Source organism: Nitrospinota bacterium (assembly GCA_029881495.1).
Lineage (GTDB): Bacteria > Nitrospinota_A > UBA7883 > JACRGQ01 > JACRGQ01 > JAOUMJ01.
Genome location: JAOUMJ010000042.1, coordinates 1 through 15,187, shown reverse-complemented (window position 1 = coordinate 15,187; position 15,187 = coordinate 1). Strand labels below are relative to the sequence as shown.

Sequence of the window (15,187 nt, the reverse complement as noted above, 5' to 3'; positions counted from 1 at the left end):
GGACAGACAGAAATGCATTGCCCGCAGAAATCGCAATCAAGAGGTTCGCCGGTCACGGTATTTATCTTCGCGGCGTATCCGTTGCCATCAACCTTGTAGGCGCCGACGCCCTGAACCTCGAGGCATACTTTCACGCACCGCTCGCACATGATGCAGAGATTCTCGTCGTATCGGATGAGCCTCCAGTCGACCACCGGAACCTTTTTATGGCTGTTTGTCTTCCAGTCATGGCCGAGGACGTTCAGTTCAAAAGTCCTGTTTTGAAGCGAACATTCGCCCGAGCGTTCGCATACCGGGCAGTCGAGAGGATGATTCAGAAGGATCATCTTCATCATGTCCTGCCTGTATTTTTCCAGTTTCTCGCTGTGGGTAGTGACCTTCATCCCCTGCGTTACCGGCGTGGTGCAAGACATAACGGATGAATCGATCCCTTCAACTTCCACGGAGCAGAGACGGCACGAGCCGATCGGTTTGAGCTTCTCCATGTAGCAAAGTGTAGGGATGCTGATGCCGATACCGCGCGCCGCGTTCAGTATCGTAGTTCCGGATTTTACCTGGACGCTCTTGCCGTTAATGGAAAGTTCTACCATTGTCGCTTTTTCCTTCACCGGACTGCTCATTTTCCATCTCCGGCAATGCTGACCATCCCTACTATGTAGCATCGCATACAGCGCGCAGCCTCTTCCATCGCCTGCTCGGTAGTATACCCAAGCTCCACTTCCGTGAAAGTTTTCAGCTTGTCGTCCGCGCCACAGATGGGCATCTCCTGCCTGCTCCAACCGCCCGGCATCGGGATAATTTCCTTTTTATCGTACGCGCCGATCTTCGCGATAACCTTTTCCATCGCCTGCTCGTCGGAGATGCGTATCGGCTCACCCCTCAAGTACTGTCCGATGGACTGCGCCGCGCGACGCGCCTGACCGACCGCCGTTACGAGGGTCAGGGGTCCGGTCTGAACATCCCCCCCCGCGAATACGTCCGGCACTTCGGTCTGGTATGTATCTTCGTTCGTGACGATGGTATCCCATTTGGATTTTTTTATTGTCGGCTCTTCATCGAGATATTTGATATCGCAATCCTGTCCTATGGCGGCGATTATCATATCCGCCTTGATAACATGCTCGGAACCTTCAACAGCCACCGGGCTTCTTCTGCCTGAGGAGTCCGGCTCGCCGAGCTGCATCTTCTGACACTCAAGACCGACTACCTTCCCCTTTTTCGCCACGATCTTGGTAGGGGCAAGGAGGAACTGGAACTTGACCCCCTCGGCCTCCGCCTCATGAACCTCATGCGGATCGGCGGGGAGCTCGTTTTTCGTTCTTCTATATACAATGTTTACATCCTTTGAACCGAGTCTGATAAACGTTCTTACGCAGTCGAACGCCGTATTTCCTCCGCCTATGACGAGCACAGTCTCCGGCGTCGGAAGCGCTGGGGGTTTTACAGGAGGATTCGGCATAGTGTTCATTACAACATCTTTCAGTATGGAGATACCTCCATAGAATCCTTCATGACCGTCATGCTCCCCCTTCACGCGGGCGTCCTTCGAAAGATCGCCGCCTGTCGCGAGGAAGAACGCCTTGTACCCCTTTTTACGGAGCGACTTGAAGGTCTCGTCCTTGCCGAATTCAACACCGAACTTGAACTCGATGCCTATATCTTCGAGATATCGGTACTCCCTGCTCAATATCTCCTTTGGAATTCTGTACTGCGGAATGCCGGTCCATGACGCGCCGCCCCAACTGAGGAGTTTTTCGTAAACAGTTACGCGGTATCCCTCCAGCGCGAGGTAGTATGCGCACGAGGCACCGGCAGGACCGCCGCCGATAACGGCGATCTTTTCTTCCCTTTTGTGCCTGTTCGGGTTGGATGGTTTTTCGACTTCGTGCTGATCCTCCCAGTCCCAGGCGGATCTTTTCAGTTTGCAGATGGCGATGGAGGTATCGACGTTCGCCCTTCGGCAGTTGTTCTCGCACGGATGGAAACATGCCCGCCCAAGCGTGCTGGCAAGAGGGCTTGCCTCCCTGATATTTTCAAGCGAGCCCTTGAAATCGGAGTCCTTGATGAACTCAATGTACGCGGGAATATCCATGCCGGTGGGGCACGCCGAAGTGCACGGAGCGGTCATTTTATATGGATACCTGTGTCCCGGGCGCTTTTTCCTCCCGGCAATGTAATCCATGAAATCTTCCTTGAAATGAGTGACGGCGTCCACTATCGGCTTAGGGCCAAGCTGACCTATGCCGCATTTCGAGTTTTTAGAAATATCATCGCACAGCCCTTCAAGCTGGGTGAAATCGGATTCGGAACCTTTCCCATCGACTATCCTCTCAAGGGCATCTTCCATAACCTTCGTGCCGGCACGGCAGGGGAAACATTTGGCGCATGAGCTGGCCTGAAGGGATTTCGCGTACTGATATGTCATCTCGACGGCATCCGCCCCTTTGTCGAGAAGGATCATACCTCCCCATCCGATAAAACCGGAGAATTTCCTCTCCCCATCGAAAGTATCCGGGAGTTTTACATTTGGGGAATCTTCCCAAGCATCCTCGGACCTCTCCCGGTTGTCGACTATCTTGTTCTGCCAGGAACTAAAAAGTACTTTCATACCTTACCTGCCAAATAGCTTTGCAAACCGAATCCCCCCAATTACCAAACAGCCGAAAGAAGGCTCAACAATGACGTTAGCCGACTTTAGACAAATATTTTCTCACAATAACGCCCCAAAATGGGCCAGCGAGAGAGTAATTTTACCCTCTGATTTCCACTTTCCCCTTTCGCCGTAAACCTGAACCGATGTTTATAGTCGATGGCGCAGGGAAAATCAAGCATATGATTAACTGAAAAGCCCCTAAACAAAACGTTATAAAAATTCGACATCACTTCAATTTGCCAATAAATTCTCCATCTTCCCGGCAAAATCCCTGCCGAGAACATTAAATCTTGAACTGTGAAACAAGTTTACTCAGATCATCCGCCAGGACTGAAAGTTTTTGGGCGGCGACCAGCGTTTCTTTCGAATCTTTCGAGGTTTCAATACTGACCTGGGCCACCTCGTTTACGTTCCTCGCAATCTCCTCCACAGTCTTCGACTGCTCTTCAGAGGCCGTGGCAATATGATTCACCATATCCGTGGAAATTTCCACCTTTTTCACTATCTCGGAAAGCGACCTGCCTGTTTCATCCGCCAGGGAGACATCCTGCTTTACCTCAGTCATAACTTCATCCATCGAACCGACAGCCTCGATTGTGTCATTCTGTATCTTCTGGATCATCCCGGCTATTTCCTTGGTGGCCTTTGTCGTTCTCTCAGCCAGCTTTCTTACTTCGTCCGCAACAACCGCAAAGCCTCTACCAGCCTCGCCTGCCCTGGCAGCCTCAATGGCGGCGTTAAGCGCAAGAAGATTTGTCTGTTCGGCTATCTCGTCAATAACCGAAATTATCTTGTTTATCTCGTTTGAATTTTCTCCGAGCGTTTTGATCATGGCGCTCGATTTTTCCATCGCTTTGAAAACCCTGTGAATCCCTTCCACTGTTTCCTGCACGGCCTTTGCCCCTCTTTCAGCAGTCTCGCGTGCCATGGTAGAGGATCCCAGAGCTTCCGAAGAGCTTCTCGCTATCTCGGTGATGGTGCTCGACATCTCCTCTACGGATGTAGCGGCGTGGGTTGACTGTTCGGTCTGCTTGGTTGTTCCTTCGTTTATATGAAGCGCGAAGCTGTTCAAGTTCGATGCCGCGGATGAGACATCCATGGAACTCTTGTGAATCTGATTTATCATTCTTTTAAGGTTTTCCTTCATCTCGCTTAGGGATTTGTACAGGTCGCCGATCTCATCGTCACGGTCCATCTTGATTTCCGTCCTTAGATCTCCCCCAGCGATCTTCCCAGCGATAATGGAAATGTCATTCACCGGCTTTACCACCATAACCCTGAAGAAGGAATTCAAAACAAGGAGGTTGATAGTGATAAGCACTATGGCCGCGATAATGGAGATGTTCCTCGCGGTGCGGCTTTCTCCCTTTACTTCGGAAACCTCTTTTTCCTGCAAGACCTTCGCATCTTCCATCTGTTTACGGATATCGTTCTCAGCCATCTTCACGTTTTTTGCTGAAATGGTGACCCTGAGAATACCTCGCGTCTTGTGATCCTCGCCGTGACAGGATTGGCACTCTTCCGTATTCGGCAGAACGAAGAGGCCGGTAAAGGCGGGAACACTCCCCATATCCTGCTCAATGAAACGCGGGGTTCCGCTCTCCATGGCCTTGTTGAATTCATCCATCAAGGAATCTTCAATGACCTCTTTCTCCTCGATCATCCGTTCACGGAACGTGCTGTTTTCAAGAACGTAATTAACCGTTTTTATAGTTTCATTATCCCGAAACGAAACTTCACCAGGGTGGTTCCATGTGCGGAAAAGCTGAAGCTTCAAGAACATCTCCTCGTTGGCGACCTCTTCGAACCACTCTTTTACTATGTCGGCGTTTCCGGTCATCATCATATCGTTGATGCTCCCGATAATCAGCCTGCTCATGACATGCATCTCTTCCTTTTGCGCACTATTGATCTGGTCAAGCCGCTTGCCCTGACTTTCAGTGAGGGTTTCAAGTGATTCATCCAGCGATTTGGTTATCTGGGAGAGGGCGTTGTTCCCCTGCTCAATATTGAGATATAGCTGTATCAGGGATTGGGCTATGAGAAAGGCAAAGAGAATGCCGAATATCTTTACCTGTATGGAAATCCCCCGGTGCAGAACGAGGTTTCCAAAATACTTTTTGAAAAACTCCATAACACCCCCCGTTTAAGCAGTTATCGGCTATCCATCACCCCGGACTATACTACCCGCTTCGAACCTTCTAAAATATGAACAGAAAAGGAGCGGAAACCTTTTTCAGCTTGTCCGTATCAATGATAAAATTTCATGCCCCCCAAGCTTTTCACGCCCTTTCAGGAAATCAAGCTCTACGATAAAGGCGATCCCTGCTATGCTTGCACCCAGTTTTTCCACCAGTTTTACTGTGGCGGCCATTGTCCCTCCGGTAGCGAGAAGATCATCCATCAATAGGACTACATCACCTTTGTGCACAGCGTCGTTATGAAGATGTATTTCATTGGTACCGTATTCGAGCTCATATGATTCCGAGATCGTCTCATACGGGAGCTTTCCCGGCTTCCTGACAAGCGAAACACCGCAACCGAGCCTGTAGGCCATTACCGAGGCGGTCAGGAATCCCCGCGCCTCGATCCCGACTACCTTTGTGATCCCTTTATCCTTGTAATTTTCATAAAAGAGGTCGTTGAGTTTTTTAAAACCCTCAGCGTCATTCCAAAGAGTGGTAATGTCGAAAAATTCTATCCCTTTTTTGGGAAAATCCGGAACAATCCTGATCTTCCCTATTAAATCCTGGCCTGGACCTTCAGTCATCTCCCCCCCATGGCATTTCACAAATTTGTCGAAAGCTTTCTCAACCTAAGTTTGGAGTTTAGTGTATCAGAATTTCACTCTTTTTCTCAAGGAACGAATTGTCCAGATTTGTAACAAAAAAACTAAAGTTTCACATATTCCAACCGAAGAGAGAAGAGTAGTACCTTCAAGAGGTATAAAGTATCTGGTATTATGGTAGACAGGAAGCAGGTAATTTTGAGAGGATTAATTAGTTGGAAATAGGTCTTACGAACGCGAAACTAAGCGTTGGAAAAACTCACGAGCTAAACACTCAGAAGGTCACCCCTGCGCGCACAAGTATTGCCGAAGACGCCATTTTCATCCCTAAACCTCACAAAAGGGTCGAATTCAAGGCTGTCTCGTCACAGGAAGCTTCCGTCCAGGATCTAAAGCTCCCCGGCTCAGGGGGGTCAACCGACGTAAATGGAGAGCATATAAAGCTTGGTAGCCTTGGAAAACATGGCCTCACAGCTGAAATGGATGCTTCGTCATACAGGGGGAACGGAACCTCGCCAAGAATGGAAATGGTGATCAACAACGTTCCGGAAAAAGATTTCGGGGTAATAGCGGGGCAGGAAGAGGGACGTCAGACCAACCATGCCGAGACAACGCATTACAGCCAGCAGTATGACGCATATGGTAGACCGAGAATAGGATTCAGCAGGGAACCCTACGACTTTGCCGCGACGAAATATATAGTTAAATCGAGCGAGATCAAAATGAAATCCAACGTTGCCCAGAGCCAGGAGGCGTTTGCCTACGCCGATAAGAGGTACAACAAACTTGACCCGGCCCTTCAGGATGATAGAAACATGTTCCTAGGGGCTCCGGACGAGGCTGCAAAAAAACTGGAAGAGGTAAAAAAGCCGTCTATACCGGGTAATGAAGGGAAAGATCCCGTCTCCCTTCCTGGACAAAATGCCGCCGAAGAGAGGAAGGCAAACGAAGTCATTACAAACCTGCCGGGGCAGAACATTGAAAAACTTGAACCAAACGAGGCAAGTAGCAAGAAGGAATATCAGGAAAAGATCGGAATTGATTTCACCAGATTAATAACTCCGAGCGCCAAAGATACCGGCAACAATAATCCCCCCGATCATACTCGCGACAAACAGCACCCTTCAATATCTCTGAAAATCTAGACAACCACAAACGGCAGACATTCATCCACCTTTTGGAAAAACAGAGGTGGAATTCTATATCCGTATGCGGGATTATTCTTTGGCTCCCGCTTTTTTAAGAATATCGACTATTTCCCAATAACCGCGTCTCTCCGCGCGGCTCAAAGCGGTGATAACGCCATCCTCATCGGCGATTTTAACATTTACATCGGCGCCCCTTTTGAGGAGCATTTTCACGATCTGAGTCTCCCCTCTGTTGCTTGCCCATATCAACGGGGTGGTTCCCCAAACATTTCGTGAGTTCACGTTCGCGCCGTTTTTTATAAGAATCTTCACAATCTCTACGTTGTTATTTTCACAGGCAAGCAGAAGAGCTGTGTACCCCTCGTGATTGTCCTTGACGTTCACATATGCGCCCGAGTCCAGCAATAGCTGAAAAATCTCAATATCCCCGTTTGCCGATGCTTTCATCAGGGCGGTTTCCCCATCCTGTGATTTTGTATTAACATTGGCCCCATTCTCAATGAGAAACTCAACCAAAGGGAGATTGCTTTTCTCCGCCGCCATCATCAGGGCCGATGTGCCATATCTGCTTGTGGCGTTGATGTCAGCTCCGTACTCCAGAAGGAGCGATATGAGTTCAAGATGACCCTTCCCTGCGGCCTCGATAAGCGCTGTGCTTCCATATTTGTTCTGGGCGTCTACGTCGGCCCCCTGATCGAGCAGCGATTGAACCTTGGAAGCATCGCCTTTTACCGCGGCCATTACCAAATCTGAATTTATTACCCCGCTATATACACCTGCATGCACCGAAAAATCGGACAGGAATACTGTCAAAACAGCCAGTAAAATAAGGCGTGAATTCCTTGCAAACATTTCGTCTAATACCCTCTAGCCAAATATCTACGAAAATACAATTTTATCTATTTCTATTGTATTCAAACGAGTTACACCTGCAAAAACAGCAAAACCATACCCAAGCATAATTCCTGTTCAAAACAAGATTCAGAAAACAGACTAATAAGCACCAAAATAATCAGCTCACCTAAAATAGGGAACTATACTCTTTGTGTATTATATTATTATAAAGATCCAAAAAACGCAAATTTTGCTTGATTTTTCAACAATTAAAGCATATTAAAACGATACAGGTATTATTTTTAGGCATAAACAGGCATACGATTTATAGCGGATCCGGCAAAAGCCGCAGAATTACCGAGAAAAAAAACTATTCGCTCTCCTGAATATCAAATAAACGGTCGTATTTTGAGAAAGTATGGTATGCGGACAGGGAAGAGGCGATAAATCCCGGCACACCATCCAAAAAACCGAGTTTGAAAACGTACATTTTAATAAATGTAAATAACGGCCGTAGCGTAATATCGATCACGCCTGCTCTCTTCCCTTTTTTATGAGCCTCGATAGCGCCTATTCTGGTGAAGTTGTCGATGGTCCTGAAATGATCAAAAATCGAATCAAATGACAGGTGGTAAATATCACCTGTAAATTTTCCGATCTTCCCTTTTACAAATAGGGTATCGTGAGGATCGACCCCCCCCCATTTCGCTAAATCCTTTTTTACGAGCCTGACCTTTGGGGCTGGATACCATCCGCAATTGGTGATCCACCTGTTGATATAGAAAACCTTGCGGGGCATCGCATACCCGTCGGCGGCAGGATCGCGCAGGGCGTTTTGGATCTCCCCCTTCAGCGCTTCGGAAATCCTTTCGTCAGCGTCCAGCGAAATAACCCACTCATTCGAACAGCTTTCCAGCGCGAAATTCTTCTGCTTGATGTTTCCAGGCCAGTCCCGCTCAATGACCTTCGCGCCGAAACTTGCGGCGATTTCCCTTGTGCGGTCGGTACTGTGCGAATCGACTACGACTATCTCATCGACCCACGAAAGCGATTTGAGACAATCGCCGATTTTATCCTCCTCGTTGAAGGCGATAACCGCGGCGGAAACCCTTGCAGTCATGTCCCCTATTTCGGCTTTAAATCTTCGCCCAGCGGAATCGCTTCATCTATCAGCATCACCGGAATTTCATCCCTGATTTCATACATCAGCCTGCATTTCGCGCAAACGAGACCGTCCCCCTCTGCGGTGAGAGCCAGATCGCCCTTGCATTTGGGGCATGCCAATATCTGCAACAGATCTTTATCAATAGCCATTATCATTCCCCCTAATGTCATTCATATCTTCATCCTCTTAAAAATCCCCTCCGGGATATGGATAATAACAAACATGATTATCCCCCAAAACCACTTTGTGTAGACAATGTTTTTCCCCTTTCTCGCCGCCCTGAAAATATCCCCCGCCGCACTGGCAGGCGAGGCAGTAAGAAGCTTAGGCAGACCGAGGTGGGCGGTCATCTTTGTCGCCATGAAGCCGGGTTTAACCGTAAGCACCGATACGCCATGCCGATAAAGCCTGTTCCTCAGACCGGAGAGGTATGAAGAGAATCCCCCCTTGGCCGCTCCATAAATATAATTCGTCGCACGCCCCCTGTCCCCCCCGGTGGAGCTGATACCTATAATAAATCCGGACTTCCTCGATTCAAGATCGTTCGCCGCGATATTCAGAATCGAAACGGCGCCGGTAAGATTCGTATCCAGTATCTTTTTCGCCTCATCCCATTCGGACTCGGCCCTCTCCTGCACCCCCAGATAGCCGAACGCGCATACGACACCGTAAGGCTTTGGTTCCAGCGAAGAGTAAAACCTCGCGTGAGAATCATAATCAAGGGCGTCGAAACCCGCGCCTCTCCCCTTTATCCCGTACGCTCTGGAAAGAGCGTAGGAAAGCTCCTCCATCTCGGATACATCCCGCCCCGCAAGATAGAGGTTGTAACCTTCTATCGCGTAGAGCTTCGCAAGTTCTCTCGCAACATCGGAACCGGCCCCCAAAAAGAGAATCCACTTTTCACTCATTCAGATAAAATACCCCGCCAAGGCTGAAATCGCCAGCCGTCATATTCCGAGCCGTCCCGACTGAAGAGAGATGAAACGGGAATGCCCGCCACCGCTCCGCCTCAGATCGAGAAACTCCTCCGCTCTTTTATACCCTTTTCTGAATACATCACGAGGCATTCTCGCGTCTTTTGTGAGATAGATCCTACCGCCGTTAGCGACAACAATCTCATCCAGGCGGTCCAGCAACCGGAACGATTTTCCCGATACGGGAAAGTCGAGCGCTACCGTATACCCCTCCATAGGGAATGAAAGGATATTTTTATTTTCTGCGCCGAAAAGTTTAAGCACCGCCAGGAACGAGCCGTTGCCGCTTCTCGCCACCTCGCGAAGCGCCTCGGAAATCCCGTTCATTGAAGACTCCCTTGGAAGGACGAACTGATACTGCAGAAAGCCGGCCCTTCCGTATATCCTGTTCCAGCTCCCGACAAAATCAAGAGGATAGAAAAATGTGTCGTAGTCGACCAGCCGCTCCGCTCCGCCATGCAACGACCAATAAACATTGTTAAACGCCGTGACGGAATACCTGTTAAGAAGAAAGCCGGGGAGAAAGAAAGGGACAGTCAGCCGCGTTTTTCGCGGAAGAGCAAGCGGTTCCCTGCCGGGAGGGAGTTCACCCTTCGTTGCGTGTTCACCCAGCATCAGCACGCCTCGCCCCATATCGCCCCCGCGCTTTTGGCAATCTATCCATGCCACCGAATATTCGCTTTCAACCGAAGCTTCAAAAAGGCTCATCAGTTCTCTGAGACCTGAAGCGCGAATCTCCTTCAGCTTTATCCATGCGCTTTCGATCTTTTTCATGCGGAATATAGCTGACAGAATTATTCCGGTAAGCCCCATCCCTCCGCATGTAGATCGGAATAGAATTTCGTTTTCCGTTGGCGAACAGTCGACCACGCTTCCGTCGGCCAGCATTATCCTAAGCGAGATGACATGCTCGGAAAATGTCCCCTCCTTGTGATGGTTCTTGCCGTGAACGTCCGAAGCTATCGCCCCGCCGACCGTGATATATTTCGTCCCCGGCGTAACCGGGAGAAACCACCCCCTCGGAACAAGTTCGTCGAGGATCGTCTCAAGAGTTACCCCCGATTCGCATGTTATCAAACCGCTCTCTTCATCAAATGAAATTATCCGGTTATGCGGGAGGGTCGATATCGCTTGAAGCGCGAGCGCGGAATCGCCGTATGAGCGCCCCATCCCCCTGGCAATGATGTCTGCGCCGTTTTGAACAAGCGGGGTGAGCTGTTCCTCGATATGGAATGAAGAGGTTTCTGCCGTTACTTTCGGGTAATTGCCCCAGCTGGAAATGACGCGTCCCATATGGGAGAGAGATTACAGGTTATCCAGCGACTGCGCTACCACTATGCCGAGAAGGTCCTGACCCGTTGCGGTCATAAGGTTGTAGGCTATGCGGTCCGCCTCGACCTCCTGCGGGAAATCGAATTCAAACCTGTCAACAGCCGGAAAGCCGGAGTCGTTCTCCCCCGGAAGTTTCACCACCGAATGGTTCAGAGCGGCGTGGGCAAACTCATGGAATACGACGTATGAAAGCGCGGGGAGGAAGAGCTCGTCGCTCCCCCATGTTCTTGCGCCGTCGCGAAGTCTCTCAAGGAACTGGTTCGAAATGAATGTTGAGCGGAAAAGCGTCGACGCGCTGAACTCCAAATCGTCGCAGAGGTATATCCCCACTGTCCCCTCCTCGCGGGGAGGAACGGAGAGAAGGAGCACCTCCCTGACCAAAGGCTCGATGTTCTCAAGCTCTCCGAGGTGCAGGTTAAGTTCAGTGATAACGGAAAGCATATCGGAAGCGAAAGGGGAGTTGCGAATATCGCATTTCTCTACCGGGATGTTGAGGTTAAAGACATCCATCTCCATCTGCGAAAGCGACGCTTTGCTCAGCTCGGTGAGAGGTTTGCTCCTTGTCTCATCGGGCGGAACGGAGGCGTCCGCAGTGCTATTCGGCCCCTCCCCGCCGCAAGCGACGAGAAAAAGACAGAATGTCCCGATGAATAGTCCTCTGGTAATCCTCATAATCCCTTCTACTAATCTCCCTAATTTATTTAGTCTATCACCTAATCCACTGAAAACAAATTCTTTAGGAATTTCGGTAGTGAGTCGGCTTGGATAACGCCGGAGATGCAACTCCTTCCTCTCCTTGTCATAATGCTGCAAGGTCTAACCACTCAAACCAAATTTGAGATATAAATAAACTGGCAACCGAGGCTACTGACAAACTCTAGAAACTAGGGGATATTGCGAAACTGGCATAGTGAGGACAAACAATATGCATCTTGATTACGTTGTATATAAGCTTACATTTCCTAATGGTAAAATTTACGTTGGCAAGGATGTCGGTGGAAGTGGGCATTCTTTGCGTTATTTTGGCTCGTGGAACAATGAAATAGTTCAGAAAGATTTTACAAAAGAACAGCTATTTGATTTCACAATCAGAAAAGAAATATTATTTGAATCAACAGATAAGGAAGAAGTTGGCAGAAAAGAAGCCGAGTATATTTGCAAACTAAAATCCAATGAGCCAAAGATTGGCTATAACCAAACTCACAGATTTTGAATTAATACTGACTCACTACAGGATTTCCTATAATCCGCTTGGTCAAATTTCGAAAATCAGAAAAAGGCGAGCTGGCGGGACTCTTCGGCAGATATTGAGCGGCTGGAGGGGGAGCCTGCGAACTTCACACCGAGTCCTATGAGCCTTACCGGCATTCCGGCGCGCTCGTAACCCTCCCTGAAAAGCGGGATGAAACTCTCCGCGCGCATATCCGGCGCGACGGGGCGCTCAACCGTCGTCGAAGAGAAATCGGAAAAGCGTATCTTTACGAACATCGTCTTGAGCGGTGACGCACCCCTCTTTTCGATATGCCGCGAGAGCCTCTCCCTGAATTCGAAATAGAGGCCGGGGAGTTTCCCAAGGAGCTCTTCCTCCCCGGCCAGATCACTGCTGAATGTTCTCTCGACGCTTAATGATTTCCGGACGCGCGAAGTCACCACCGGGCGGTCGTCATCCCCCCTGCAGAGGCGATAGAGCTCGCGCCCGAATCCGCCGAATTTCAAGACAAGTTTTTCCACAGACAGCTTTTGAAGGTCGCCGCAAGTATGTATCCCCATCTCCCCCATCTTCTCGGCTGTCACCCGCCCCACCCCGAAGATCTTCCGCACAGGGAGAGGGGGCATGAATTCATCAACCATCTCCGGGCTTATCAAAAACTGGCCGTCGGGCTTTTTCCAGTCGCTTGCAACCTTCGCGAGAAACTTGTTGTGCGATATCCCAGCCGAGGCGGTGAGAGACGTCTCCTTGAAAATGAGTCTCCTTATCTCCTTCGCGATCAGGTAGGCGCTCCCCTGAAAATCGGTCGATCCGGTGACGTCCAGGAACGCCTCGTCGAGAGAGAGAGGCTCGTAGATCTCCGTAAACCGGCTGAATATCTCCCGTATTACCTTTGATACGGCTACATATTTTTTCATGTCGGGTGGGAGTATGAGGAGATTCGGGCAGAGGCGCATCGCTCTAGACGACGGGAGCGCGGACTTCACGCCGTACTTCCTCGCCTCGTAATTCGCTGTCGAGATGACCCCGCGCTCTCCCGGGCTTCCGCCGACCGCTATCGGCCTCTTTTTCAGGGAGGGATTATCCCTCATCTCAATGGAGGCGTAAAAGGCATCCATATCGATATGAATTATTTTCCTGCCGCTCCACTTCACAGCCATGAAGTTATTATATCAAATTTTCGGTATTTGTACGGGTGCGATTTACTGATACTTTGAATTGACATATGACCGCCGGTCATTTATACTTCCGGCAATTAATTTATCAGGATAAAAACAATGGTTAAAAAACTACGCGCTGTAAGCAGTGACGAAAAACTTGAAAGGAGGGAAACTATTCTTAATGCCGCTGTAGATCTATTGGGCAAAGGAGATTTTCAAAACATAAGCGTCTCCAGAATTGCCAGAAAGGCGGGACTGGCAAAAGGTACAATTTTTCTTTATTTCAAAACCAAAGAGGATTTGTTCCTTCAATTGCAAATCAGGGAATATAAGTCATGGTTTGAAAATTTCAAAGGTCGGTTAAAAGCTTCGTTGCAACGCAAAAAGTTTGGCGATATTGAGGAGTTCGTTAAAAATATTATGGATTCCCTCGCGTGCCAACCTTTGATGCTCCAGCTCACACCCATACTTCATATTATCCTGGAACAAAACATCGACTATGAAACCGCGTTGGATTTCAAGAAGTTCCTACTTGCTGAAGTACTCGCAACCGGGGAGTTGGTCGAACAATGCCTACCTTTTTTTAGTGAAAACGATGGAGCAAGGTTTTTACTTCATTTTCAGGCGTTGCTAATAGGTATCATTCAGCTTTCACGCCCTGCACCAGTGGTTAAAAAAGTTATTGAAACTGAAAAAATGGAGGTCTTTCAGTTGAGATTAGAAGAAAAATTATCTGAAATGTTGACAATTATTGTCAATGGTATGAAAACGATCCGTAGCAGCTAAATTTTTTTTACATACATAATGACCCATGGTCATTATATTTGGAGGATTAAATGAAAAACAAAAAACAGAATGAAACGAAAACGGTGCTTATAACTGGAACCACAAGTGGTATCGGACTTGAACTTAGCAAAAAGTTTGCAAAAGAGAGATTTAACCTTGTTTTGGTTTCGAGAAACGGGGAAAAGCTGAATTCGCAAAAAGAAGATCTAGAGCGCAATTACAATGTTGCAATTTACGTTATTGCAAAGGATATTTCGGAGCCCAACGCGCCAGAAGAAATATTTTCTGCTGTTAAAAATCAGAACATTCATGTCGACATATTGGTGAACAACGCCGGATTTAACGAAAGCGGCAAGTTCCACGAAACCATGCTTGATAACGAACTTCGGATGGTACAAGTTCATATCATGGCTCTTACCGGACTTACGAAACTGTTTTTGCCTGGAATGATAAAAAACAATTACGGAAAAATCCTAAATTTGGGATCAACAGGTTCATTCACCCCTTGCCCCATGGATGCCGTTTATTGCGCCACGAAAGCATACGTTTTAAGTTTTTCAAGCGCACTCAGGGCAGAACTTTCAGGAACAGGGGTGACAGTGTCGACGTTATGCCCCGGTGCAACGAGAACCGAATTTGCAAAGAAAGCCAATATGGAAAACACGCTGTTATTTAAAATACTCGTGATGGAACCACAAATAGTTGCAAAAATTGCATACAACCAGTTTATGAAAAAAAACCGCAAAGTGATTATCCCGGGATTTTATAACCGCCTACTAGTGCTCTCCATACCTTTTACTCCAAACAAAATTTTGGAAATTCTATCGGTCTTTCTTCTAAGAAGAAAATAGACTGAATAGCTCAGGATAAAATCACTGCGAAGTATCAGGCCGCTTTCAACCAGGACGGAGACAACAGTTTTGAACAGGTAAAGAAAGCTAGATCTTGAACTGCTTGACCATCGAGGTCAGGTCGCCAGCGAGCTTTGTAAGGTCAAGCGCGGCGGCGGAGGTCTGCTCGGCGCCGTTTGCCATCTCTTTGGCTACACGCGATACGTTTACCGTGTTATTGGTTATCTCGGTAGTGGTGGCGGCCTGCTCCTCGGCGGCTACGGCAACTTCGCTTACGCGGTCGGCA

The 15,187-nt window shown here is 48.5% G+C and carries 16 protein-coding genes; 4 read left to right on the top strand and 12 right to left on the bottom strand.

Annotation, left to right across the window (positions count from 1 at the left end; all coding sequences use genetic code 11):
• The 4 genes from OEY64_12615 to OEY64_12600 all read right to left on the bottom strand — a co-directional run.
• The coding region (locus OEY64_12615) for a 2Fe-2S iron-sulfur cluster-binding protein (GenBank protein MDH5543790.1) at positions 1 to 620 on the bottom strand (620 nt) is incomplete at its 3' end.
• Positions 617 to 2,608 carry an FAD-dependent oxidoreductase gene (locus OEY64_12610; GenBank protein ID MDH5543789.1) on the bottom strand — a complete coding sequence of 664 codons (1,992 nt, stop codon included), beginning with the start codon at positions 2,606 to 2,608 and terminating at the stop codon, positions 617 to 619. The genes OEY64_12610 and OEY64_12615, both read right to left, overlap by 4 nt.
• A gap of 328 nt (positions 2,609 to 2,936) precedes the next feature.
• A complete protein-coding gene (locus OEY64_12605; GenBank protein MDH5543788.1) occupies positions 2,937 to 4,787 on the bottom strand; it encodes a methyl-accepting chemotaxis protein in 1,851 nt (616 codons plus the stop codon).
• Between the two features lie 102 nt (positions 4,788 to 4,889).
• Positions 4,890 to 5,423: an adenine phosphoribosyltransferase gene (locus OEY64_12600; protein ID MDH5543787.1), complete on the bottom strand. Its 534-nt coding sequence runs from the start codon at positions 5,421 to 5,423 to the stop codon at positions 4,890 to 4,892.
• Positions 5,424 to 5,656: 233 nt separating this feature from the next.
• On the opposite strand from OEY64_12600, the gene OEY64_12595 reads away from it, so the two are divergent.
• Positions 5,657 to 6,586, top strand: a complete 930-nt coding sequence (locus OEY64_12595) for a hypothetical protein (protein MDH5543786.1) — start codon at positions 5,657 to 5,659, stop codon at positions 6,584 to 6,586.
• 72 nt (positions 6,587 to 6,658) lie between these two features.
• On the opposite strand, the gene OEY64_12590 is transcribed toward OEY64_12595, so the two are convergent.
• The 6 genes from OEY64_12590 to OEY64_12565 form a co-directional block, all read right to left on the bottom strand.
• Positions 6,659 to 7,330 carry an ankyrin repeat domain-containing protein gene (locus OEY64_12590; protein MDH5543785.1) on the bottom strand — a complete coding sequence of 224 codons (672 nt, stop codon included), beginning with the start codon at positions 7,328 to 7,330 and terminating at the stop codon, positions 6,659 to 6,661.
• A gap of 463 nt (positions 7,331 to 7,793) precedes the next feature.
• Positions 7,794 to 8,543: a glycosyltransferase family 2 protein gene (locus OEY64_12585; GenBank protein MDH5543784.1), complete on the bottom strand. Its 750-nt coding sequence runs from the start codon at positions 8,541 to 8,543 to the stop codon at positions 7,794 to 7,796.
• A 5-nt stretch (positions 8,544 to 8,548) separates the two neighbouring features.
• Positions 8,549 to 8,737, bottom strand: coding sequence for a Trm112 family protein (locus OEY64_12580; protein ID MDH5543783.1), 189 nt, complete (start codon positions 8,735 to 8,737; stop codon positions 8,549 to 8,551).
• A gap of 21 nt (positions 8,738 to 8,758) precedes the next feature.
• A complete protein-coding gene (locus OEY64_12575) occupies positions 8,759 to 9,496 on the bottom strand; it encodes an SDR family oxidoreductase (protein MDH5543782.1) in 738 nt (245 codons plus the stop codon).
• A gap of 39 nt (positions 9,497 to 9,535) precedes the next feature.
• Positions 9,536 to 10,855, bottom strand: coding sequence for an FAD-binding oxidoreductase (locus tag OEY64_12570; protein ID MDH5543781.1), 1,320 nt, complete (start codon positions 10,853 to 10,855; stop codon positions 9,536 to 9,538).
• A 12-nt stretch (positions 10,856 to 10,867) separates the two neighbouring features.
• Positions 10,868 to 11,566: a hypothetical protein gene (locus OEY64_12565; protein ID MDH5543780.1), complete on the bottom strand. Its 699-nt coding sequence runs from the start codon at positions 11,564 to 11,566 to the stop codon at positions 10,868 to 10,870.
• A gap of 253 nt (positions 11,567 to 11,819) precedes the next feature.
• On the opposite strand from OEY64_12565, the gene OEY64_12560 reads away from it, so the two are divergent.
• Positions 11,820 to 12,107: a GIY-YIG nuclease family protein gene (locus OEY64_12560; protein ID MDH5543779.1), complete on the top strand. Its 288-nt coding sequence runs from the start codon at positions 11,820 to 11,822 to the stop codon at positions 12,105 to 12,107.
• A 56-nt stretch (positions 12,108 to 12,163) separates the two neighbouring features.
• Here OEY64_12560 and dinB read toward each other — a convergent pair whose 3' ends face one another.
• Positions 12,164 to 13,264, bottom strand: a complete 1,101-nt coding sequence (dinB, locus tag OEY64_12555) for a DNA polymerase IV (GenBank protein MDH5543778.1) — start codon at positions 13,262 to 13,264, stop codon at positions 12,164 to 12,166.
• A 117-nt stretch (positions 13,265 to 13,381) separates the two neighbouring features.
• On the opposite strand from dinB, the gene OEY64_12550 reads away from it, so the two are divergent.
• On the top strand, positions 13,382 to 14,050 hold the full coding sequence (locus OEY64_12550) for a TetR family transcriptional regulator (GenBank protein MDH5543777.1): 669 nt from the start codon (positions 13,382 to 13,384) through the stop codon (positions 14,048 to 14,050).
• 50 nt (positions 14,051 to 14,100) lie between these two features.
• On the top strand, positions 14,101 to 14,901 hold the full coding sequence (locus OEY64_12545; GenBank protein ID MDH5543776.1) for an SDR family oxidoreductase: 801 nt from the start codon (positions 14,101 to 14,103) through the stop codon (positions 14,899 to 14,901).
• An 87-nt stretch (positions 14,902 to 14,988) separates the two neighbouring features.
• Here the strand turns inward: OEY64_12545 and OEY64_12540 are convergent.
• The coding region (locus OEY64_12540) for a methyl-accepting chemotaxis protein (protein MDH5543775.1) at positions 14,989 to 15,187 on the bottom strand (199 nt) is incomplete at its 5' end.